This window comes from Winogradskyella sp. PE311 (genome assembly GCF_046545555.1).
Lineage (GTDB): Bacteria > Bacteroidota > Bacteroidia > Flavobacteriales > Flavobacteriaceae > Winogradskyella.
The window spans coordinates 1,575,306-1,596,933 of the sequence record NZ_JBHZTH010000001.1 but is presented as its reverse complement, the minus strand read 5'-3'; the positions used below and the strand labels follow the sequence as shown (position 1 = coordinate 1,596,933).

20 protein-coding genes and 5 tRNA genes are annotated in these 21,628 nt (G+C 33.4%); 1 reads left to right on the top strand and 24 read right to left on the bottom strand.

Annotated features, from left to right (window positions below; genetic code table 11):
* Positions 1 to 13: 13 nt before the first annotated feature.
* The 23 genes from rpoB to ACFWU4_RS06745 all read right to left on the bottom strand — a co-directional run bounded on the left by rpoB (position 14) and on the right by ACFWU4_RS06745 (position 19,545).
* Complete coding sequence (gene rpoB, locus ACFWU4_RS06855; RefSeq protein ID WP_411126150.1) at positions 14 to 3,826, bottom strand: DNA-directed RNA polymerase subunit beta; 3,813 nt, start codon at positions 3,824 to 3,826, stop codon at positions 14 to 16.
* 122 nt (positions 3,827 to 3,948) lie between these two features.
* Complete coding sequence (gene rplL / locus ACFWU4_RS06850; protein ID WP_411126148.1) at positions 3,949 to 4,323, bottom strand: 50S ribosomal protein L7/L12; 375 nt, start codon at positions 4,321 to 4,323, stop codon at positions 3,949 to 3,951.
* A gap of 57 nt (positions 4,324 to 4,380) precedes the next feature.
* Positions 4,381 to 4,902: a 50S ribosomal protein L10 gene (gene rplJ / locus ACFWU4_RS06845; protein ID WP_411126146.1), complete on the bottom strand. Its 522-nt coding sequence runs from the start codon at positions 4,900 to 4,902 to the stop codon at positions 4,381 to 4,383.
* Between the two features lie 19 nt (positions 4,903 to 4,921).
* On the bottom strand, positions 4,922 to 5,611 hold the full coding sequence (gene rplA, locus ACFWU4_RS06840; RefSeq protein ID WP_411126144.1) for a 50S ribosomal protein L1: 690 nt from the start codon (positions 5,609 to 5,611) through the stop codon (positions 4,922 to 4,924).
* A gap of 10 nt (positions 5,612 to 5,621) precedes the next feature.
* Positions 5,622 to 6,062, bottom strand: coding sequence for a 50S ribosomal protein L11 (gene rplK / locus ACFWU4_RS06835; RefSeq protein WP_411126142.1), 441 nt, complete (start codon positions 6,060 to 6,062; stop codon positions 5,622 to 5,624).
* A gap of 69 nt (positions 6,063 to 6,131) precedes the next feature.
* On the bottom strand, positions 6,132 to 6,677 hold the full coding sequence (gene nusG / locus ACFWU4_RS06830) for a transcription termination/antitermination protein NusG (protein WP_411126140.1): 546 nt from the start codon (positions 6,675 to 6,677) through the stop codon (positions 6,132 to 6,134).
* A 19-nt stretch (positions 6,678 to 6,696) separates the two neighbouring features.
* The gene (gene secE / locus ACFWU4_RS06825) at positions 6,697 to 6,963 is read right to left on the bottom strand and encodes a preprotein translocase subunit SecE (RefSeq protein WP_411126138.1); all 267 of its coding nucleotides are present in this window, start codon (positions 6,961 to 6,963) and stop codon (positions 6,697 to 6,699) included.
* A tRNA-Trp gene (locus ACFWU4_RS06820) sits at positions 6,939 to 7,011 on the bottom strand. Before ACFWU4_RS06820 ends, secE begins: the two co-directional genes overlap by 25 nt.
* A gap of 64 nt (positions 7,012 to 7,075) precedes the next feature.
* Complete coding sequence (gene tuf, locus ACFWU4_RS06815; protein WP_411126136.1) at positions 7,076 to 8,263, bottom strand: elongation factor Tu; 1,188 nt, start codon at positions 8,261 to 8,263, stop codon at positions 7,076 to 7,078.
* Positions 8,264 to 8,336: 73 nt separating this feature from the next.
* Positions 8,337 to 8,408: transfer RNA gene (locus ACFWU4_RS06810), tRNA-Thr, on the bottom strand.
* A 58-nt stretch (positions 8,409 to 8,466) separates the two neighbouring features.
* A tRNA-Gly gene (locus tag ACFWU4_RS06805) sits at positions 8,467 to 8,539 on the bottom strand.
* Positions 8,540 to 8,703: 164 nt separating this feature from the next.
* A tRNA-Tyr gene (locus ACFWU4_RS06800) sits at positions 8,704 to 8,786 on the bottom strand.
* 28 nt (positions 8,787 to 8,814) lie between these two features.
* A tRNA-Thr gene (locus tag ACFWU4_RS06795) sits at positions 8,815 to 8,888 on the bottom strand.
* A gap of 113 nt (positions 8,889 to 9,001) precedes the next feature.
* The gene (gene hpf / locus ACFWU4_RS06790; RefSeq protein WP_411126134.1) at positions 9,002 to 9,304 is read right to left on the bottom strand and encodes a ribosome hibernation-promoting factor, HPF/YfiA family; all 303 of its coding nucleotides are present in this window, start codon (positions 9,302 to 9,304) and stop codon (positions 9,002 to 9,004) included.
* A 68-nt stretch (positions 9,305 to 9,372) separates the two neighbouring features.
* Complete coding sequence (locus ACFWU4_RS06785; RefSeq protein ID WP_411126132.1) at positions 9,373 to 10,263, bottom strand: tyrosine-type recombinase/integrase; 891 nt, start codon at positions 10,261 to 10,263, stop codon at positions 9,373 to 9,375.
* A gap of 99 nt (positions 10,264 to 10,362) precedes the next feature.
* Positions 10,363 to 11,529 carry an acyl-CoA dehydrogenase family protein gene (locus ACFWU4_RS06780; protein ID WP_411126130.1) on the bottom strand — a complete coding sequence of 389 codons (1,167 nt, stop codon included), beginning with the start codon at positions 11,527 to 11,529 and terminating at the stop codon, positions 10,363 to 10,365.
* A 13-nt stretch (positions 11,530 to 11,542) separates the two neighbouring features.
* Positions 11,543 to 12,415: a ComEA family DNA-binding protein gene (locus ACFWU4_RS06775; RefSeq protein ID WP_411126128.1), complete on the bottom strand. Its 873-nt coding sequence runs from the start codon at positions 12,413 to 12,415 to the stop codon at positions 11,543 to 11,545.
* Between the two features lie 21 nt (positions 12,416 to 12,436).
* A complete protein-coding gene (locus tag ACFWU4_RS06770) occupies positions 12,437 to 14,029 on the bottom strand; it encodes an alanine/glycine:cation symporter family protein (protein ID WP_411126127.1) in 1,593 nt (530 codons plus the stop codon).
* A gap of 95 nt (positions 14,030 to 14,124) precedes the next feature.
* The gene (locus ACFWU4_RS06765) at positions 14,125 to 15,147 is read right to left on the bottom strand and encodes a potassium channel family protein (RefSeq protein ID WP_411126125.1); all 1,023 of its coding nucleotides are present in this window, start codon (positions 15,145 to 15,147) and stop codon (positions 14,125 to 14,127) included.
* A 1-nt stretch (position 15,148) separates the two neighbouring features.
* A complete protein-coding gene (locus ACFWU4_RS06760; protein ID WP_411126123.1) occupies positions 15,149 to 15,376 on the bottom strand; it encodes a PspC domain-containing protein in 228 nt (75 codons plus the stop codon).
* Between the two features lie 13 nt (positions 15,377 to 15,389).
* Positions 15,390 to 16,661: a DUF2851 family protein gene (locus ACFWU4_RS06755; RefSeq protein WP_411126121.1), complete on the bottom strand. Its 1,272-nt coding sequence runs from the start codon at positions 16,659 to 16,661 to the stop codon at positions 15,390 to 15,392.
* A gap of 33 nt (positions 16,662 to 16,694) precedes the next feature.
* Positions 16,695 to 18,410 carry a response regulator gene (locus ACFWU4_RS06750; protein ID WP_411126119.1) on the bottom strand — a complete coding sequence of 572 codons (1,716 nt, stop codon included), beginning with the start codon at positions 18,408 to 18,410 and terminating at the stop codon, positions 16,695 to 16,697.
* A gap of 7 nt (positions 18,411 to 18,417) precedes the next feature.
* Complete coding sequence (locus tag ACFWU4_RS06745; RefSeq protein WP_411126117.1) at positions 18,418 to 19,545, bottom strand: FIST signal transduction protein; 1,128 nt, start codon at positions 19,543 to 19,545, stop codon at positions 18,418 to 18,420.
* Between the two features lie 248 nt (positions 19,546 to 19,793).
* On the opposite strand from ACFWU4_RS06745, the gene ACFWU4_RS06740 reads away from it, so the two are divergent.
* Positions 19,794 to 20,498, top strand: coding sequence for a TlpA family protein disulfide reductase (locus tag ACFWU4_RS06740; RefSeq protein WP_411126115.1), 705 nt, complete (start codon positions 19,794 to 19,796; stop codon positions 20,496 to 20,498).
* Positions 20,499 to 20,579: 81 nt separating this feature from the next.
* Here the strand turns inward: ACFWU4_RS06740 and ACFWU4_RS06735 are convergent, their stop codons facing one another.
* The gene (locus ACFWU4_RS06735; RefSeq protein ID WP_411126113.1) at positions 20,580 to 21,560 is read right to left on the bottom strand and encodes a PLP-dependent cysteine synthase family protein; all 981 of its coding nucleotides are present in this window, start codon (positions 21,558 to 21,560) and stop codon (positions 20,580 to 20,582) included.
* Positions 21,561 to 21,628 lie beyond the last annotated feature (68 nt).

The window sequence follows — 21,628 nt, the reverse complement described above, 5'->3', positions numbered from 1 at the left end:
TACTCACCTAAATTTATTCTTCTAATCTTATATCTAATCCTAAACCTTTCAATTCGTGCATAAGTACGTTGAACGATTCTGGTAGTCCTGGTTCTGGCATTGGCTCTCCCTTAACGATTGCTTCGTAAGTTTTAGCTCTACCAATTACATCATCTGATTTTACAGTTAAGATTTCACGTAGTGTACTTGAAGCTCCATAAGCCTCTAGTGCCCATACCTCCATTTCACCAAAACGTTGACCACCAAACTGTGCTTTACCACCTAATGGTTGTTGTGTAATTAACGAGTAAGGTCCTATTGAACGTGCGTGCATCTTATCATCAATCATGTGACCAAGTTTAATCATATAAATCACACCAACGGTTGCTGGTTGATCAAAACGATCACCTGTTCCACCATCATAAAGATAAGTATGTCCAAATCTTGGAATACCAGCTTCATCAGTAAAGGTATTAATCTGATCTAATGTAGCACCATCAAAAATTGGAGTTGCATATGTTCTTCCTAAATCTTGTCCAGCCCAACCTAAAACGGTTTCATAAATCTGTCCAATATTCATACGAGAAGGTACACCAAGTGGATTTAATACAATATCAACTGGCGTTCCATCTTCTAAGAAAGGCATATCTTCTTGACGTACGATACGAGCAACAATACCCTTATTACCATGACGACCAGCCATTTTATCACCAACTTTAAGTTTTCGTTTTTTAGCAATGTAAACTTTGGCTAGTTTAATAATACCTGCTGGTAACTCGTCACCTACAGAAATAGTAAACTTCTCACGTCTAAGTGATCCTTGAAGGTCATTTTCCTTAATTTTATAATTATGGATTAAATCTGCCACCATTTCATTGGTGTGATCATCAGTAGTCCATTTTCCTGAAGTTAAATGCGTATAATCATCTACAGCATTTAACATTTTCAATGTATACTTCTTACCTTTAGGAATGATTTCTTCACCAAGATCATTATAAATACCTTGAGCTGTTTTTCCATTTACGATGGCAAATAATTTTTCAACTAATACTGCTTGTAAATCATCAAAACGATTGTCATAAGCATTTTCTAAAGCTTCAATATCTTCTTTATCTTGAGCTCTCTTGCGCTTATCTTTAACTGCTCTGGCGAATAATTTCTTCTCAATTACCACACCTTTCAATGAAGGTGAAGCTTTTAAAGAAGCATCTTTTACATCACCAGCTTTATCACCAAAAATAGCTCTTAATAACTTTTCTTCTGGAGTTGGATCAGATTCTCCTTTTGGTGTAATCTTACCAATTAGTATATCTCCTGGTTTGATTTCAGCACCAATGCGAATCATACCATTCTCATCTAAATCTTTTGTCGCTTCCTCAGAAACGTTAGGAATATCATTAGTTAACTCTTCGTTACCTAATTTTGTATCTCTAACTTCTAATGAATACTCGTCTATATGAATAGATGTAAATATATCATCACGTACTACTTTCTCTGAAATTACAATAGCATCCTCAAAGTTATACCCTTTCCAAGGCATAAAGGCTACTTTCATATTTCTACCAAGGGCTAATTCACCTTTTTGAGTTGCATAACCTTCGCATAAGACTTGTCCTTTAGCTACCTTATCACCTTTTTGAACAATTGGCTTAAGGTTAATTGAAGTTCCTTGATTTGTTTTTCTAAACTTAACTAAAGGATATTCTTTAGTATCGCTATCGAAACTAACCATTGCAGCTTCTTCAGAACGCTCATACTTTATAATAACTTTATCAGCATCTACATACTCAACAGTACCGGCACCTTCTGCATTAATTAATACTCTAGAATCTGATGCTACTTGACGCTCTAAACCTGTACCTACAATCGGCGCTTCAGGACGTAATAATGGTACAGCCTGACGCATCATGTTAGATCCCATCAGTGCACGGTTGGCATCATCATGTTCCAAGAATGGAATTAATGATGCTGAAATGGATGCAATCTGGTTTGGAGCAACATCTGTATAATTTACATTAGAAGGCTCTATTACTGGGAAATCACCCTCTTGACGAGAAATAATTTTTTCAGGAATAATTTTTCCTTTTTCATCTACCTCTATTGTAGCTTGCGCAATTAACATATCTTCCTCTTCTTCAGCACTTAGATATGTTGGCGCATTTTTAATATCTACAACACCGTTTTCAACTTTTCTATATGGTGTTTCAATGAATCCCATAGGATTTACTTTCGCAAATACAGATAATGAAGAAATTAATCCAATATTTGGACCTTCTGGAGTTTCAATAGGACATAAACGTCCGTAGTGTGTATAGTGAACATCACGTACTTCGAATCCTGCTCTTTCTCTAGATAGACCTCCTGGCCCTAATGCTGAAAGACGACGCTTGTGCGTAATCTCTGCAAGAGGATTGGTTTGATCCATAAATTGAGATAACTGATTTGTTCCAAAGAAAGAATTAATAACAGACGACAAAGTTTTTGCGTTAATTAAATCTATTGGTGTAAAGACTTCGTTGTCACGTACGTTCATACGCTCACGAATCGTACGTGCCATACGCGCTAAACCAACGCCAAACTGAGAAGATAACTGCTCACCTACAGTACGTACACGACGATTAGATAAGTGATCAATATCATCAATCTCTGCCTTTGAGTTGATTAGCTCAATTAAATATTTAATGATAGTTATAATATCTAGTTTGGTCAAAACTTGTTTGTCCATACCAATATCTAACTGTAATTTTTTGTTCATTCTATAACGACCTACTTCACCTAAAGAGTAGCGTTGATCAGAAAAGAATAACTTATCAATAATACCACGTGCTGTCTCCTCATCTGGCGGCTCAGCATTACGTAATTGACGATAGATGTGCTCAACAGCTTCTTTTTCAGAGTTTGTTGGATCTTTCTGTAATGTATTATGAATAATTGCGTAATCCCCTTGCTGAGCACTTTCTTTGTGTAAAAGAATAGTTTTTACGTCAGCTTCAAGAATTTCTTCAATATTTTCTTTATCTATAACAGTATCACGGTCTAACACAATTTCGTTACGCTCAATAGATACAACCTCACCCGTATCTTCATCAACGAAATCTTCATGCCATGTATTTAATACACGTGCAGCAAGTTTACGACCAATAACTTTCTTTAAACCAGATTTAGAAACTTTAACCTCTTCTGCTAGGTCAAAAATCTCTAATATATCTTTATCACGTTCAAATCCAATTGCACGGAAAAGAGTTGTTACTGGTAATTTTTTCTTTCTATCAATATATGCATACATCACACTATTAATGTCTGTAGCAAATTCTATCCAAGATCCTTTAAAAGGAATTACTCTTGCAGAATATAATTTTGTTCCATTTGCATGAAAAGACTGGCTAAAGAAGACACCAGGTGATCTGTGCAACTGCGATACTACTACACGTTCTGCACCATTTATACAGAAAGTACCTGAAGGTGTCATGTAAGGTATAGTACCTAAATATACATCTTGTACTATTGTTTCGAAATCCTCATGTTCTGGATCCGTACAATATAATTTCAATCTTGCTTTTAAAGGCACACTGTATGTTAACCCTCTTTCGATACATTCTTCAATAGAGTATCTAGGTGGATCTATAAAGTAATCTAAAAATTCTAATACGAATTGATTACGTGTGTCTGTAATTGGGAAGTTCTCCATGAAGGTATTGTACAAACCTTCAGCACCTCTTTCTTCTGACTTTGTTTCTAATTGGAAAAAATCCTGGAAGGATTTAATTTGAATATCCAAAAAGTCTGGGTAATCTGTTCTATTTACAATAGAAGAGAAATTAATTCTTTCAGCCTTTTTTGCTAACATTGATGAACGAGATTTTAATAAATAAAAACTAATAAATGTATATAACGTTTATATACACAAAAGGGTTTAGGTCTTAGAGCATCACTCTAGACCTAAACCATATGTTGTAGGTTAGCTTGAGCTTACTTAAGCTCAACCTCAGCTCCTGCTTCCTCTAATTGAGCTTTTAAAGCTTCAGCTTCATCTTTTGGCACACCTTCTTTAATTGGGCTTGGTGCATCATCTACTAAACCTTTAGCATCTTTTAAACCTAAACCAGTTAATTCCTTAACTAATTTTACAACTGCTAATTTAGAACCACCAGCGGCAGTTAAAATCACATCAAATTCTGACTTTTCTTCAGCGGCTTCACCACCTCCAGCACCACCTGCAGCAACTGCAACAGCAGCAGCAGCCGGCTCAATACCGTACTCATCTTTTAATATAGTTGCTAGTTCGTTAACTTCTTTTACAGTTAAGTTAACTAATTGTTCTGCGAAATCTTTTAAATCTGCCATTTTTCTATTGTTTTAATATGTGTGTGTTATTTTAATTTAAATTGTGTTTTAATTGAATTATCCTTCTCTTTCGGATAAAGTTTTTACAATACCTGCGATTGTTCCACCACTAGATTTAAGTGCAGAAATAACATTTTTAGCAGGTGATTGTAATAATCCAATAATATCTCCTAAAAGTTCTTCTTTAGACTTAATGTCTACTAGCGTATCTAATAAATCATCTCCAACATAAATTGCTTCTTCTATAAACGCACCTTTTAATAAAGGCTTTTCCGATTTTTTACGGAACGCTTTTATAACTTTAGCAGGAGCGTTACCAGTTTCAGAATACATTACCGAAGTATTTCCTTTTAAAGTTGATGGTAACTCTCCGAAATTTTTATCCGAAGCTTCCATTGCCTTTTCTAAAAGTGTATTCTTAACAACTGCTAATTTTATGTTAGACTTGAAACATGCTCTTCTTAAATTTGAAGTCGCAACTGCATCTAATCCAGAAATATCTGTTAAATAGATAATCGCATTATCTCCTAATTGAGCAGTTAACTCTTCAATTACTACGGATTTTTCTTCTCTTGTCATAATATTCTAAGTTTAACTACTATCCTATTTTAGTGTCTATTGCTATACTTGGACTCATCGTACTAGACATAAAAATACTCTTTACATATGTCCCTTTAGATGATGTTGGTTTCAATCTCATTATAGTAGTTAACAATTCGTTCGCATTACCCACTAGCTTATCAGCACTAAATGATGCCTTTCCTATTGGAGCATGCACTATACCTGTCTTATCTACCTTAAAATCAATTTTACCAGCCTTAACTTCTGATACCGCTTTAGCAATATCCATTGTCACTGTTCCAGTCTTTGGATTTGGCATAAGGCCTCTTGGCCCTAAAACTCTACCTAATGGTCCTAACTTACCCATAACGCTTGGCATAGTAACAATAACGTCTACGTCTGTCCAACCTTCCTTTATTTTCTGTAAGTATTCATCTAACCCTACATAATCAGCACCAGCTTCTTTAGCCTCGTCTTCTTTATCTGGGGTTACTAATGCAAGAACCTTCATATCTTTACCTGTACCATGTGGTAAAGAAACAACACCACGAACCATTTGATTAGCTTTTCGTGGATCTACACCTAGTCTAATTGCTAAATCTACTGAAGCATCAAACTTTGTATATGTAATTTCTTTTAGTAAAACTGAAGCCTCTTCTACAGAGTAAAGCTTGTTTTTATCAACCTTCGCTACTGCCTCTTTTTGCTTTTTTGTTAATCTTGCCATATCGTAAATTTTAGTTTGGAGCTTCTCCTCCTTTAACAGTGATACCCATAGATCTAGCTGTACCAGCAACCATTTTCATTGCTGATCCGATTTCAAAAGCATTTAAATCTACCATTTTATCTTCAGCTATTGCTTTAACTTGATCCCAAGTTACTTTAGCTACTTTACGTCGGTTCGGTTCACCTGATCCTTTCTTTACTTTGGCCGCTTCTAATAATTGTACTGCTGCTGGCGGAGTCTTGATTACAAATTCAAAAGATTTGTCTTTGTAAACAGAAATTACCACAGGTAATACTTTACCTGGTTTATCTTGAGTTCTAGCATTAAACTGCTTACAAAACTCCATGATATTAACTCCAGCGGCACCTAAAGCGGGTCCTACCGGTGGCGATGGATTCGCTGCACCTCCCCGAACTTGTAACTTAACTACTTTGTCTAGTTCTTTTGCCATTTTCTTTAATTTAATGCGTCTATCTAGTTGGAAGCCTAAATATTCACGCTATCTTTATTGTAACAATTATTATACTTTTTCAACTTGCATATAACTTAGCTCCAATGGCGTTTTTCTTCCGAATATTTTAACCATTACCTCTAGCTTACGCTTTTCTTCATTAATTTTTTCAATAGTTCCATCAAATCCATTGAATGGACCATCAATAACTTTAACAGTTTCTCCTTTTGTAAATGGTATTGCAATGTTAGCATCAGCTTCAATTGCTAATTCATCTACTTTCCCTAACATTCTGTTTACTTCAGATTGTCTTAATGGAACTGGATCACCACCTTTAGTTTCGCCCAAGAAACCTATTACATTTGTAATTGACTTTATAATATGTGGAATCTCACCACTTAGGTTTGCTTGAACCATTATATAGCCAGGAAAATAAACTTTTTCCTTATTTATCTTTTTACCATTACGGATTTGAATAACCTTTTCTGTTGGCACAAGTACTTGATCCACAAAATCATCTAAACCTAATCTTGAAATTTCATTTTCAATGTAAGCCTTGATCTTATTTTCTTGACCACTTACCGCCCTAACAACATACCATTTTTTATCTGACATCCTCTTTTCTTGTATATTGTTAATTAATAAATTCAAAATAAGCTTTTACTGCTCTACTAAAAACAGTATCCACACCCCATATTGCTAATGAGAAAATAATAGAAAACACAGCAACTATAACTGATAACCTTTGAGCTTCTGGCCATGGTGTCCAAGACACATGATTTTTTAGCTCTTCAAACGATTCTTTTATATATGTTGTTAATCCTGCCATTTGATTTCTATTTTTTTTGGCCAAATAATGACCTTTATTCATTTTAGCACGGGTTGAGAGACTCGAACTCACGACACCTGGTTTTGGAGACCAGTGCTCTACCAACTGAGCTAAACCCGTAAACAATAATCAAGGCATCCCGAAATTTCGGGACACCTTAATTAAGTTTATAACTATTTTTTTTTTAGTCTAAAATCTCAGTTACCTGACCTGCACCAACAGTTCTACCACCTTCACGGATAGCGAAACGTAAACCTACATTCATTGCAATTGGTTGGATTAAACTAACTTCTATTGTTAAGTTATCACCTGGCATTACCATTTCAACACCTGAAGGAAGCGCAATGTTTCCTGTTACATCAGTAGTACGTACGTAAAACTGAGGACGGTAGTTGTTATGGAATGGTGTGTGACGCCCACCTTCTTCTTTTTTAAGGATATATACCTCCGCCTTAAATTTAGCATGCGGAGTTACAGAACCAGGCTTAGTAATAACCATACCTCTAGAGATTTGAGACTTCTCAATACCTCTTAATAAGATACCAGCATTATCACCAGCTTCACCTCTATCTAAAATTTGACGGAACATTTCAATACCAGTAATAGTAGATGTCAATTTCTCAGCACCCATACCAATAATTTCTACAGGATCACCCGTATTACCTACTCCTGTCTCAATACGACCAGTCGCAACAGTACCACGACCTGTAATTGAAAATACATCTTCTATAGGCATTAAGAAAGGCTTGTCCATATCACGAACTGGTTCTTCTATCCAAGCATCAACTTCTTTCATCAATTCTAATACAGTATCTACCCACTTTTGTTCACCGTTAAGTGCACCTAAAGCAGAACCCGCTACTACAGGACCATTATCACCATCATATTCATAAAATGATAATAAATCTCTGATTTCCATTTCTACTAATTCTAACAATTCTTCGTCATCTACCATATCCACTTTATTCATGAATACAACGATACGAGGAATTCCTACCTGACGACCAAGTAAGATATGCTCACGTGTTTGAGGCATTGGACCATCCGTTGCAGCAACAACTAAAATAGCACCATCCATCTGTGCAGCACCAGTAACCATATTCTTTACATAATCCGCGTGACCTGGACAGTCAACGTGCGCGTAGTGACGATTATCTGTTGCATATTCTACGTGAGAAGTATTAATTGTTATACCTCTTTCTTTTTCTTCTGGTGCATTATCAATTTGATCAAATGATCTTGCTTCAGAAAAACCTGCATCAGCTAATACTTTAGTAATAGCAGCAGTTAAAGTTGTTTTACCGTGATCTACGTGTCCAATAGTACCTATATTAAGGTGTGGTTTTGAACGATCGAAAGTTGCCTTTGCCATGTTTAATTTATTTTAATCTTAATTATTATTAATGTTCAATTGTAATTTTTAGTTTATCCTTTGTAAACAAAAGAGCCAATGACGAGATTTGAACTCGTGACCTCTTCCTTACCAAGGAAACGCTCTACCCCTGAGCTACACCGGCGTAAAGTGTTTAATCTCTCATTAATAATAATGAGAATCCTGCCTTCGCAGAAATTTTGAGCGAGAGACCGGGTTCGAACCGGCGACATTCAGCTTGGAAGGCTGACGCTCTACCAACTGAGCTACTCTCGCATTCGCAATTAAATCTTCTTAATTACTGGTTTTCAATATTTCAAATTTATTCGACTAACCTTTCTTTCGATTGGTTATCCAAAATTGGTGACCCAATCCCAACAATTTTTAAACTGAGCTCAACAAAAGCTAACTTTTATTAATACCTCATTAAAAATCATTTGTGGGGAGAGCAGGATTCGAACCTGCGAAGTCGAAAGACAACAGAGTTACAGTCTGTCCTCGTTGGCCGCTTGAGTATCTCCCCAAATAACAATAAAATGAACTTTTAAAAGAGCCGATGGAGGGACTCGAACCCACGACCTGCTGATTACAAATCAGCTGCTCTAGCCAGCTGAGCTACATCGGCTTTTTATACTTTTTTATTGCTAAAATTTAACCATAAAAAAGCCCGCTATTTCTAACGGACTGCAAATGTAGTGTTTTATTTAATTATTCAAAACATTTTTGAAAAAAAATTAATCAAGTTCTAGCTCTTAACTTTTCTTTTCTTTTCTTTAACTGTCTTTCTAGTGATGCAACAGCCATGTCGACCCCTTCTTCAAAAGATTTACATTGTTTTTTAACAACAAAACTATCACCTGGGACGCTAACTTTAGCCTCAAAAATTTTGTTTTCTTTATCACTTGTATTTTCTACTTTTAGATAAACATCTGATTGAATTATTTTATCATAGAACATGTCTAATTTATCCATCTTTTTTTGAATGAAATCAATAAGCTTAATATCTGCTGAAAAATTAACGGATTGGGTATTTACTTTCATACTCTATATTTTAAATTAAATGGCACTGAATCAATTTCAATACCTATGTTGGGTTTTAAGGTTAGTATTTAACTGTGATTCCTCGGATGGGATTTAGCATATACTTTTTTCAATTCAGATATACTATTATGAGTATAAACTTGAGTTGCTGCTAAACTGGTATGTCCGAGAAGCTCTTTTACAGCATTTAAATCTGCACCTTCATTTAATAAGTGGGTAGCAAATGAGTGCCTTAATACATGTGGACTGCATTTTGCTTTTGACGATGCATTACTAAAATACTTATTTATTATTCTGTAGACAAGCATTTCATAAATTTTAATACCCTTTTTAGTGAGAAATAAATTTTCTTTATCTTCAATTTTGGTCAAATCTCCTCTATAAATAAGATATTCCTTTAGGGATATAATCAATGTTTCTATTAAAGGAATATATCTTTCTTTATTTCGTTTACCTAAAACCTTTATTTGTTTATTACTAAGATCCAAATCAGTTAATTTGAGATTAACTAATTCTATCCTTCTTATACCAGTTGCATAGAACAGCTCTATAATAACTTTGTTTCTTGCTGTTTCAAAATCAACGACATCAATGGAATTCTCTATAACTATTTTTAATTCTTCTTCCGAAAAAGGTAAATGAATTTTCTTACCCACTTTTAAAGCCTTGTGCTTATTCAATGGATTTACATCTAAGAGTTCAGCTTTTTGTAAAAATTTATAATAGGAACTCAAAGAGGATACTTTCCTATTAATAGTTCTGTTAGATATACCGCTATCTACAAGCTCTACAATCCACTGTCTAATCTCTGAGTAACCAGCATCATTAATAGCTATCTTATTGTGACACTCAACTAAGAAATCCTTAAACATTTCTAAGTCTCTTAAGTATGCTGTAACAGTGTGATTAGAATATTTTTTTTCCAATGATAAATAATCCGAAAAGCGCTTTAAACTCATATTAATCTTACTTTATTAAAGATAACGATTTACATCAGAATTAATAAAATAAAATAAAAAATCCTGCTCGAAGCAGGATTTTATTCATATTGTATATTTCTAAGTAGCTGGTTTATAATCCTTATTATCGATAACCATCTTTGCAATTATTTCTTTAAGTATTTCGGAAGTTCCACCTCCAATTGGTCCTAATCGGCTATCTCTTGCCATACGAGCTAATGGATACTCTTCCATATACCCATAACCACCTAGAAACTGAAGGCATTGGTAAATTACATCGTCTGCCATTTTTGTTGATTGCAACTTAGACATCGTAGCTTCTTTTACAACGTAATCACCCATATCTAAGCGCTTTGTAACATAATAATTAAATTGTTTACAAATCTCCATTTGAGTTTCGCTATCGGCATACGTGTGCCTTAACGCTTGAAATTTATCTATAGTTCTGCCAAATGCTGATCTTTCTGACATATATTGCTTAGCATACTCTAAAGCATATTCTGCCCTTGCATGAGCATTTACGCCCATTATTAATCGTTCTAACGCAAAATGTTGCATGATATATGGAAAACCTTCATTCTCATCACCCATTAAATTTTCTGCTGGTATTACTACATTATCGAATGCAATTTCTCCTGTATCAGATGCTCTCCAACCTAGTTTGTCTAATTTTGTAGCAGAAATACCTGGTGTATCTCTATCCATAACAAAAATACTGATTCCCTTATTTCCAAGTTCTGGTTTAGTTTTGGCAGCAACTATTAAATAATCACTGTAAACCCCATTAGTTATAAATGTTTTTGATCCGTTGACAATATAAGTATCACCTTTTTTAACAGCTGTTGTGCGCATACCAGCAACATCACTACCACCAAAAGGTTCTGTAATACATAAACAACCTATAGCATCACCTAATGCACTTGGCGTTAAGTATTTTGCTTTCTGACTATCATTTCCCTCCTTATTTAAATGTGTCATAGCTAAATAGGCATGTGCCCACATCGCTGCGGCAAAACCTCCTGAGTTTATACGCTGCATTTCTTCGAGAAAAATAATCGTGTAAAATAAATCTAAATCTAAACCACCATATTCCTCTGGAGTTGCCAAACCAAAATAGCCCATGTCACCAAACTTCTTCCAGATAAAACGCTCTATATGGCCTGTTTCTTCCCATTTCTCAATATGAGGAACCACTTCTTTTTGAAGAAAAGACCTAAGACTTTCCCTAAATAAATTATGCTCTTCAGTGAAATATAAATTTGACATATATCAGGTTATTTTACAAGTGCAAATATAACTTAATTATATCGATCTTTTTAACAGGAAAGTCTTCAACTTTTGTTAATTCTTCTAAAGACTTGAAACCATCCCGAAGGGTTCGTTCTTCAATTATATTATTTGCAATCTCATAATCTATGTACTGAATAGTAACCAGTTCATCTCGAGAAGCAGTGTTTAAATTAAACCTTGTTATTTTTCTTGGAGTTTTGACAGTAAAGTCATTTTTAATACGCTCAATAACTTCTGGAGATAAGCCCCAAATTTCAGCCATTTCAACATCAGAAATGAAACCGCCTTTAAATTTATTTCTATAATTGATAATGCGTTCTGATAACTTTTCACCTACTCCATATACTTTTTGAAGTTGAATAGATGACGCTTTATTTAAGTCTAATTTTTGAGCATAGGACTTGCTTGTATTATTGTTTGAATATGAATTTACATAATTACTTTTCGGCTTTGGATTAGTGACCCAATCAGGAAATTTAAAATATGGAGATATCGTTGCTAAAAGTGAATCTGACACTTTAGTAATATTTTGAAATTCTTTAGCCGAATTCACCCATTTATTGGTTCCTCTAAATTTATGAAGTCTATCTATTTCTTCATTACTTAAACCCAAGGTGTAACCTTTATAATCTGTAATATAATTTGGGTTGAAAGGATAGATTTTTGGTTTCTTATTTTCTATCTCAATTAGACGTAATGAATCCAATTCTAAACGAAATTCCTCTAGCTCATTTTCGTTAGTAATTTTTACTTCTTTTGAGAAATCAACAAAAGCATAAATACATTGAGCGATAATAATTAGAATTACTAATAAAAAAATCCCACTTCGTTGTTTATTAGAAAACTGAAAGTGGGATTTCATTATATTTATAATTAATAATGCTTAGGCTTTCCTTGCCTTAATAGCATCCGTATATTTTTTCAATTCTGCCTTTACTTTAGGCGCAAGAATAACTAATCCAATCATATTAGGAACCATCATTGCAAAAATCATGGCATCAGAGAATCCTATTACAGAACCTAAACTTGCTGCCGCACCAATAATTACAAAAACGCAAAAGATGATTTTGTAAGTGTACTCTGCTTTTTTAGTTCTTCCAAATAAATAGGCCCATCCTTGAAATCCGTAATAAGACCAAGATATCATTGTAGAAAATGCAAATAATACAACCGCAACGGTAAGTACATATGGGAACCAACTAATAACACTACCGAAAGCACTAGAAGTTAATAATATTGCTTCTGCATCGTTAGCAGGACCGGTACCAGTTAACGAACCCGTAATTATTAGTACTAATGCAGTCATTGTGCATACTATTACAGTATCGATGAAAGGCTCTAATAATGCAACCATACCTTCAGAAGCCGCATATTTTGTTTTTACAGCTGAATGTGCAATAGAAGACGAGCCAATACCAGCCTCATTTGAAAATGCAGCTCTTCTAAAACCTTGAATTAATACTCCAATCGCACCACCAGCAATTCCTTCCGGACTGAATGCTCCATTAAATATTTGAGCAAATGCATCACCAACCATACTAATATTCGCGAAAATCACAAATAGAGATGCCGCCACATAAATAACTACCATAAACGGTACAATCTTATCAGTAACCTTTGCTATTTTTTTGATTCCTCCAATAATCACAATACCTACTAAAATAGACATTACTAAACCAAAGGCCCAACCATATCCATGAACAAATGATTCTTCACCACCAGTTATACTTTCTACCAATTGGAAAGCTTGATTTACCTGAAACATATTTCCACCACCAAAAGACCCACCAATAACAAAAACTGCAAATAAGCCAGCTAATACTTTACCTAAACCACCTAACCCTTTAGATTTTAATCCTTTGGTTAAATAATACATTGGACCACCATAAACCGTCCCATCCTCCGCAATATCTCTATATTTTACACCTAGCGTGCACTCCACAAATTTGGAAGCCATACCAAGTAAACCAGCAACTATCATCCAGAAAGTTGCGCCAGCACCACCAATAGATACTGCAATGGCAACTCCAGCTATATTACCTAAACCAACGGTTGCAGATAAAGCTGCTGTTAAAGCCTGAAAATGCGAAACCTCTCCTTCATGACCTTCAATTTTAATTGTTTCAATTGCGTCACCACCAGGTGTAGAGTCACCAGCACCTACAAGAGGTTCTTGATGATCTAATTCGTCATACTTTCCTCTAACAATATTTATTGATGTTAAAAAACCACCAAAATTTATAAATTTAAAATATATCGTAAAATAGGTTGCCCCAATAATTAAGGGAAATAACACCCAATACACACTGATTTCGTCAGTAAAAGGAATCTGATAAAATATAAATTGAACAAACCAACCTGTTGCTCCTCCAAAAGCTTCATCTATTTTTTGATCGATCCCAACCTCTTGAGCTTCTTGAGCAAAATTTAACAATGGCAATAAAAGCGCAAAAATTGAGAGAAGATATTTCTTCATGATTTTAATTATTAGTTAGTTAATATAATAAGTGTGACAAGATGATAAAAAAAAATGAGTTTTTAAAGACATAGACGTTAAAATGGACATAGTGACTAAGCAATATTATATTCTGAATTTAGCCGTTTTATCTGTTCTGGTCTGCCCAAAACAATAATTTTTGAACCAGGCACTAACTCAGTATTTGCCTCAGGATTAACAATATATTCTCCTTTTGCATCCTTAAAACCTATAACAGTACATCCTGTTTTTCTTCGAAGATCTAGATCTTTAATTGTTTTTGTTTGCTCGGCATTGTAAAGTTGTTCTATTTTCACTTCTTCAACATTGATATTACTCTCACCTACAATCCCCAAATTGTCTATAAATTCTACTAAATCTGGAATAACAACTAGAGATGCCATATGATCACCGCCTATGCGATCTGGCAGGATAACATTATTAGCACCAGCCAATTTTAATTTATTATAAGAAGTTTCTTGTGACGCTCTGCTAATTATGGTCATTTTATTATTGATCTGTCTAGCTGACAATACAACGAACAAATTATCTGCATCACTAGGTAAAGCACAAATTAAAGTACTTGCCTTTTCTATACCTGCCTCAAACAAAACTTCGTCTTCATTAGCATTACCAAATACGTAAGGAATATCTTCTTCTTGTAACCTTTCTATAATTTCTTTATTACGTTCTATAATGACATAAGGTTTGTCATAATCTTGTAATTTCTTAGCGGCTTGTTTACCGTTTCGTCCGTATCCGCAGATTATAATATGTTCGGACATTGCATCAATCTTCTTCTCCATTTTACGTTGTTTTATATCTTCAAAATTATTTCTACTCAATATGTATTCGGTTATAATTGAAATTGCATAACCGACAATTACAACACTTGCCAAAATTAAAAATATAGTAAATATTTTTGCAGGAACACCAAGAGGTTGCACTTCTCCAAAGCCAACTGTCGTAATCGTTATGACTGTCATATACACAGCATCAATCCAACTTAAACCAGAGATATATCGATACCCAATAATACCAAAACATATTAAGACTATAAGCATTACAAATGCCGTATAAATCTTGGATCTAAAAAGTCTTATTAATGGGTTATTCATATTAAAGGTCAAAAACCGATGAACGTTTTGTATATATAATATCTTTAATTCGCATCCAGAATGCTAAAAATAAATAAACAGCAAAACCAAAGCCAACTGTTACAAAAGTGAGATACATAAATGAAGTTCTTACAATTTTGGCTCTAATGCCCAAACGGTCTGCTATTCGCTGACAAACGTAATACCCTCTTTTTTGAAAATAATGCAATAAAGCATAGAATAAATCCATGACTGCAAGTTACTTAATTTTTAGCTATTAGACTATTACCAACGGAACATTGCAAGCATCTATTTTTATCACAATAATGATTTTTTAACTGCAATAGCGCTTGAGAACTGAGAGCGGTTTTTTCAACCGATTTTAAATCTAAAAATTTAGAGATTATGCTGTTTTTTTCGAGTTTTAACTCATTTATAAGATTAAACAACTCCTTATCTATAGGCTTACCTAATGATTTGGCATAACTGAATTTTAAAGGAATGATTGTATTTATTATTAATAAATCTATAAATGATTTAGTAATTTCCTTTTTTGAAATTTTAGATGTTTTGGCGAATGTATAATGGGTCATCCAAAAATCTGTTACACCTTTTTTAAACAGGATATAAAAATCATCCTTCTTACTGAGGTTTATTAATTTTGAGAATAATTGATGTTCTAATGTGTAAAGATTGGCAAACTGAGATAAACGCACAGTTGGAAAATTTGGAGGTCTTAATCTAAAAAAATGCAAAGGCAATACACCTTCATTACTTAATCCAAATTTTTGTTTTAAAAATTGATAACGCTCTTTTAAATTTAAAAAGTATCTATCCTGCACATCGTCTTCTAATAAATTAGCTTGTCCAAACAATAAGGCCTCCATTTCTATAACATCGCTCTGAATTTTTCTTATTATTGAATAATCAACAGAATTTGCTAAACTTAAAAATGGCTCTCCATTTATTTTTAGTCCGAAATTTTTTAATAGCATTTTGTATAACACAGCTTCCCAATCATTATTGGAGTGTTTTAGCAATTTTGAAATATCATTAGATTTTCGCTCTAAGCGCTCTATAAATAGGCGCTCTAACCAATTATTAAGAAGAAAATCATCAACTTTACCAAAATCAGATTCACAATTAATCCATGATTTCGATGCTATTAAGGTTTTGTAATTATTTAATAATTTAATATTTACATAGCTCTGAAGTTCTAAAGTAGGTATTTCAGAATTATCTTTTCTAAAAATTTCGGTATCATACTCCCAAACGACATGAAGAATTACACTATCATAAGCTTTATCCTTTTCATGATTATGAACATACCAGTCTGATGATTTTAGATGGATTTCAACATTGCCAGCCCATAATTGACCGCCTATATGTAAATGTGAATTAAAAAAATCTGGACCAGCATTATGATTATGATGTCCAAGATTTTTTACTATAATAATCTCACCTTTTGTAGTTCTAAGCTCTGCACCTTTAAAGGCTTTATGTTTCCAGATATAATGAAGAAAGTCTTCTTGCATTTATCGAAAATAATAAAAATTGTTCTGATAAAATTACACTACCTGCTGTTTCTTATTACTGTAAAACTTAAGAAGGGCATGGAGCTCATTAACTTTAAATGGCTTACTCAAATAACCATTCATTTTATAACGTTTTATTTTATCGCTCACTTCCGATTTTGAAAATGCGGTAAGTGCGATAATCGGAATCATTGATTTACCGCTATCATTCAATTTTCTAATACATCTAGTAGTCTCATAACCATCTAAAATTGGCATTTGTAAATCCATTAGAATAAGATTAAAATCATCCTCTGAAAATTTCTCTAAAAGTTCTTCTCCATTTTTTGCAATAACATAGTCTATGTTCCACTTTTTAAACAATTTTTTAAGCAATAAAGCATTAAGACTATTATCCTCAGCCACAAGAACCTTTAAATCAATATGTTCTGTTTTAGAAATATAACTCTGAGTATCTAACAGCTTTAAATCCGAATGCTCAAATAAAATATCAAACCAAAATGTTGAGCCTTCGCCTTTTTTACTGTCTAACTTTAAGTAACTTTCTTGAATTTTCAATAATTCTTTACTTATATATAATCCTAGACCAGATCCTCCATAAAGCATTGATGTATTATCGGTAGCTTGTACAAAACTTTTAAATATATCTTTTTGTTTATTATATGATACACCTATACCAGTGTCTATTACACTAAACCTAATTAATGAAGAGTTTTTATGACCTTCTAACAACTCTACTTTAAAAGTAACACTACCACTATGTGTAAACTTAAATGCATTACTTAATAGATTCTTTAAAACTTGTGAGAGCTTTAGACTATCGCCTTTTAAAATCTCAGGAACACCACTATCAATTATTGTATTAAACTCTAAACCTTTGCTAGCTGCTATTTGCCTAAAATGTAACTGAATATTTTGTGCTAATTCAGAAATGTTAAAATCATCTACTGTTAACCTTATTTCTTGAGATTTATATTTGTTAAAATCTAGTAAATCATTTATCAATGCCAGCAAGTGCTCGCTTGAATATTTTAATACTTGAAGATTTTCTAATTGATCAGGTAAAAACTTCTCCATTAGCAAAATATCAGACATACCAATTACCGCATTTAAAGGAGTTCTAATTTCATGAGACATGGTTGACAAAAATTCATCTTTTGTTTTATTTGCATGATTTAATTCTATCTCCGTTTCCTTAAGTTGTGTAACATCGCTCATTGTGCCAATAGTACCAGTTGCATTACCAACTTTGTCATAAGTAAGAACTAAACGTAGTTGAACCCATATTTTTTGCCCAGATGGCTTAAAATATTTAAAAAGTGTACTATAGTCTGTTTGTTTTGACTTTAAAAATGCATTTATCCGTGCTTGTTCCTTTTTGTTAATACCAAAAAGTAAATCGTTATAATTTTTATGAATAGCTTCCTCTACAGGCATATCAAATAAATCTTCCCAGGCTTTATTTAGATATTTAAAGTTACCTTTCATGTCTGTCTTAAAGATGACACCTTCTATGGTATTCACTATGGTGTTTATCTCATTTTCTACGTTATCTACCTGAGATTTTAACGTTTGATTTAATTTATAGTATTCAGCTGAACTCTCCGAAAGAATTAATTCTATATGCTTAAAATCATTGTCAAAACTTTCATACGTACCGCCTACAGTATCAAAAAAGCTTTTAAACTTTTCCAAGTCTTTTTTATCAAAACCTGCCTTAGCTATTTGTCGCCTAAGTAATCTGTGCATTTGTTGTTTATACTTCTGATAATGTTGTTATAGTCATTGTTTGATTGTGCAGTTCGCATGGCGAAAATTCCTCAAATGGTGCAATCTCTCCATAAGAGTAAAAACCAGTAATTTTAGTTTTTTTACCAATCGTTTCTCTCACAACTTCAACTTCTTCTTCTACCAATTGTTTAAGGACTAATCGTCTCCCGACACAGCTAATTAATATTGCTAACTCTGCATTTTTCTTGGTTGTCGAAAAAGCGTTTATTGCCGAATCTTTTGCTCCATTAATAAGACGATCTACATTTGCCTTCATAAGACGAACATGTGAGCCTTCAGGTATATTACCTGCAAATGTTAAACTTTGTTCCTTTTCATCTACACTTAAAATTGTGCGAACTACTGGAGAATCGTGCTCATTAACACGCATACTTAATGGAAATAATAATCCTGAGCTCGGTAAGTTTTTAGCCTTAGCACCCAAAAAAGATTTATATAACTCCAACGCTGGTAGTCCATCTAGCTCAAACAATACATTATTTTTAGATTTTGTTACCAAACGGTCTATTCCAAAACTATCCCATCCACCTTTTGAGCTGTATCCAATTTTCAATTGGTCTCCATAAAAACCTAAACCAACTATAATTTTATCTGCAATTGAACTATTAGATATAACAAATGTCTCATTAAAATTTGCGCAATCACCAGCTAGACCACCTGTAATACTTGTTGAGGGTAGAACACTTTTTAACCCTGATACTAAATTAGCTCCGTTAACATTAAGCCCATCACTAAACACTAAAATATGTTTAAGATCATTAGAATTTAGTTGCTTCGCTAATTTTTTGCCAGCCATAAAACTTTCGTCCATAGACTTGATATCTACTTTTACTAATTTGTGCTCAGTTTTTTCTAATTGAATCGCTGTAAGAGATACAGATTTATCAGAAACTAAAGTGTCTGAAATTTCACCTGCCGTAGAACAGCCCATAATAGTAGCACCAGGGAACTTTTTCATTAACTCAGCAACCATTACGTGTTTTGGTACAAAGGATGGAGAAACAAATAAGAGAATAATATTGGGTGATATTTCTATTTGAGAAATAGCCTCCCGCCAAGTATTCTCTAAAAGAGAAAATTGTTCTAGTTTCATTATGTTAGGGTTTCAATTTGGACAAAACACACTTTAACGTATAAATATGCATTTTAACGAATATAAAGTTTTTGTATGAGACATAAAGCGATTTTATCTTAAAACATTGATTTTTAGGCGATAAATTGATGTATGATAAAAAAAACGGTACTAATTACATACAGTTAACACTCGTTAACCTAAATAAATAGAATATTTCTGATTTTTATTTCATCTTTGATTCACACATTGTTAAACAACTATTTGATATGAAAAAGATACTTTTATTACTCACACTAATTATTGGCATGAATCTCTTTACTGCCGAGGCTCAAGGCATAAAGATTGATGAAACTACTATTATAAAAGATGTAGAAGGAAACAATATAGATCTAGACTTATTTTCAAAATTAATGTCTTCTGGAGAATGGATGATAGATTCGAAAACTGATGATGGCGGTAATTCTTTTATTCAATTGCGAAAAGCTACAAAACAAGAAAAAGAAATGATTCAAAAAATGATGAAGGATCAAATAAGTAACTCTGACATGATTGGAAAGGAAGCTTCTGAATTTAGTCTAACGGATATGGATGGTAATTCTATAACATCAGAAAATACAAAAGGTAAAGTCCTGGTGTTTAATTTTTGGTTTACTACCTGTAAACCTTGTATAAATGAGATTCCTGAACTCAATAAAATTCATAAAAAATATAAGAATAACGAGAATATCGTATTTGCGTCTATAACTTTTAATCAAAAACCTAAAGTTGAAAATTTTTTAAAAAAATATCCTATAAATTATCCTGTTATAAGTGATGATAAAGATGTTATATCGGCTTTTGGTATTAGCGGTTATCCCACAAATTTAATTATCGGTAAAGACGGTAAAATTGCAGATGCTATTGTAGGTGGGTTCCCTATGATTGGCGATCATATCGAAAGTGCTATAGAAACTGCTTTAAAAGCTAATTAAATATTAATTCTATTGAAAAATCCTGAGTGAATACTCAGGATTTTTTATTTATATATGATTTCTGCTTTGACAGAAATTTGATTATTCTATATAACCCATATCACGCATCCAATCGTCATTAAACATCTTACCTACATAACGACTTCCGTGGTCATGAAATAAAACCACAACAACATCCTCTGGTTTAAAATGTTCTTTTAGCTGCAATACACCTTTTATCGCAGAACCCGCAGAATTACCGAGAAACATACCTTCTTCCTTTGCTAAACGCTGTGTATAAACACAAGCATCCTTATCTGTTACTTTGGTAAAACCATCTATTACACCAAAGTTAACATTAGCAGGCAGAATATCTTCACCAATTCCTTCGGTGACATAAGGGTAAATCTCATTCTCATCAAAAACTCCTGTTTCGTGATATTTTTTAAACACAGAACCATAAGTATCTACTCCCCAAACTTTTACATTTGGATTTTTCATTTTAAGATAACTACCCACTCCAGATATGGTACCACCTGTACCAACTCCAACAACAAAGTGTGTTACTTTCCCATCGGTCTGTTTCCAAATTTCTGGCCCTGTACTTTCAAAATGAGCTTTACAATTACTTGGATTATCATATTGATTAACATACCATGAATTTGGGGTTTCTTCCCCTAAACGCTTAGAAACAGAATAATAACTTCTCGGGTCGTCAGGTTCTACGGCAGTTGGGCAAACAATTACTTTCGCACCTACCGCACGCATAATATCTACCTTTTCCTTAGATTGTTTATCTGCCATCACAAAAATGCATTTATAACCTTTTACAATAGCGGCTAGCGCAAGCCCCATTCCCGTATTACCCGATGTACCTTCGATAATTGTTCCTCCTGGCTTTAAACGTCCATCAGCTTCAGCATCTTCTATCATTTTTAAGGCCATACGATCCTTAACAGAATTACCTGGATTAAAAGTTTCATACTTAGCTAGAACCAAACAAGGTAAACCTTCGACTAACTTATTCATTTTAACCATTGGAGTATTGCCAATAGTTCCTAGTATATTTTCTGCGTAGTCCATAATATAATTTTGCGTTGCAAATTTACGTGAATTGAAAAGATTTGAAAGTTAAAATATGTTTATTCTAA

Bases quoted from the DNA above. Each gene is read 5' to 3' on its own strand.
- rpoB (WP_411126150.1), bottom strand. From the start codon at position 3,826: ATGTTAGCAAAAAAGGCTGAAAGAATTAATTTCTCTTCTATTGTAAAT.
- rplL (WP_411126148.1), bottom strand. From the start codon at position 4,323: ATGGCAGATTTAAAAGATTTCGCAGAACAATTAGTTAACTTAACTGTA.
- rplJ (WP_411126146.1), bottom strand. From the start codon at position 4,902: ATGACAAGAGAAGAAAAATCCGTAGTAATTGAAGAGTTAACTGCTCAA.
- rplA (WP_411126144.1), bottom strand. From the start codon at position 5,611: ATGGCAAGATTAACAAAAAAGCAAAAAGAGGCAGTAGCGAAGGTTGAT.
- rplK (WP_411126142.1), bottom strand. From the start codon at position 6,062: ATGGCAAAAGAACTAGACAAAGTAGTTAAGTTACAAGTTCGGGGAGGT.
- nusG (WP_411126140.1), bottom strand. From the start codon at position 6,677: ATGTCAGATAAAAAATGGTATGTTGTTAGGGCGGTAAGTGGTCAAGAA.
- tuf (WP_411126136.1), bottom strand. From the start codon at position 8,263: ATGGCAAAGGCAACTTTCGATCGTTCAAAACCACACCTTAATATAGGT.
- hpf (WP_411126134.1), bottom strand. From the start codon at position 9,304: ATGAAAGTAAATACCCAATCCGTTAATTTTTCAGCAGATATTAAGCTT.
- ACFWU4_RS06785 (WP_411126132.1), bottom strand. From the start codon at position 10,263: ATGAGTTTAAAGCGCTTTTCGGATTATTTATCATTGGAAAAAAAATAT.
- ACFWU4_RS06780 (WP_411126130.1), bottom strand. From the start codon at position 11,529: ATGTCAAATTTATATTTCACTGAAGAGCATAATTTATTTAGGGAAAGT.
- ACFWU4_RS06775 (WP_411126128.1), bottom strand. From the start codon at position 12,415: ATGAAATCCCACTTTCAGTTTTCTAATAAACAACGAAGTGGGATTTTT.
- ACFWU4_RS06770 (WP_411126127.1), bottom strand. From the start codon at position 14,029: ATGAAGAAATATCTTCTCTCAATTTTTGCGCTTTTATTGCCATTGTTA.
- ACFWU4_RS06765 (WP_411126125.1), bottom strand. From the start codon at position 15,147: ATGAATAACCCATTAATAAGACTTTTTAGATCCAAGATTTATACGGCA.
- ACFWU4_RS06760 (WP_411126123.1), bottom strand. From the start codon at position 15,376: ATGGATTTATTCTATGCTTTATTGCATTATTTTCAAAAAAGAGGGTAT.
- ACFWU4_RS06755 (WP_411126121.1), bottom strand. From the start codon at position 16,661: ATGCAAGAAGACTTTCTTCATTATATCTGGAAACATAAAGCCTTTAAA.
- ACFWU4_RS06750 (WP_411126119.1), bottom strand. From the start codon at position 18,410: ATGCACAGATTACTTAGGCGACAAATAGCTAAGGCAGGTTTTGATAAA.
- ACFWU4_RS06745 (WP_411126117.1), bottom strand. From the start codon at position 19,545: ATGAAACTAGAACAATTTTCTCTTTTAGAGAATACTTGGCGGGAGGCT.
- ACFWU4_RS06740 (WP_411126115.1), top strand. From the start codon at position 19,794: ATGAAAAAGATACTTTTATTACTCACACTAATTATTGGCATGAATCTC.
- ACFWU4_RS06735 (WP_411126113.1), bottom strand. From the start codon at position 21,560: ATGGACTACGCAGAAAATATACTAGGAACTATTGGCAATACTCCAATG.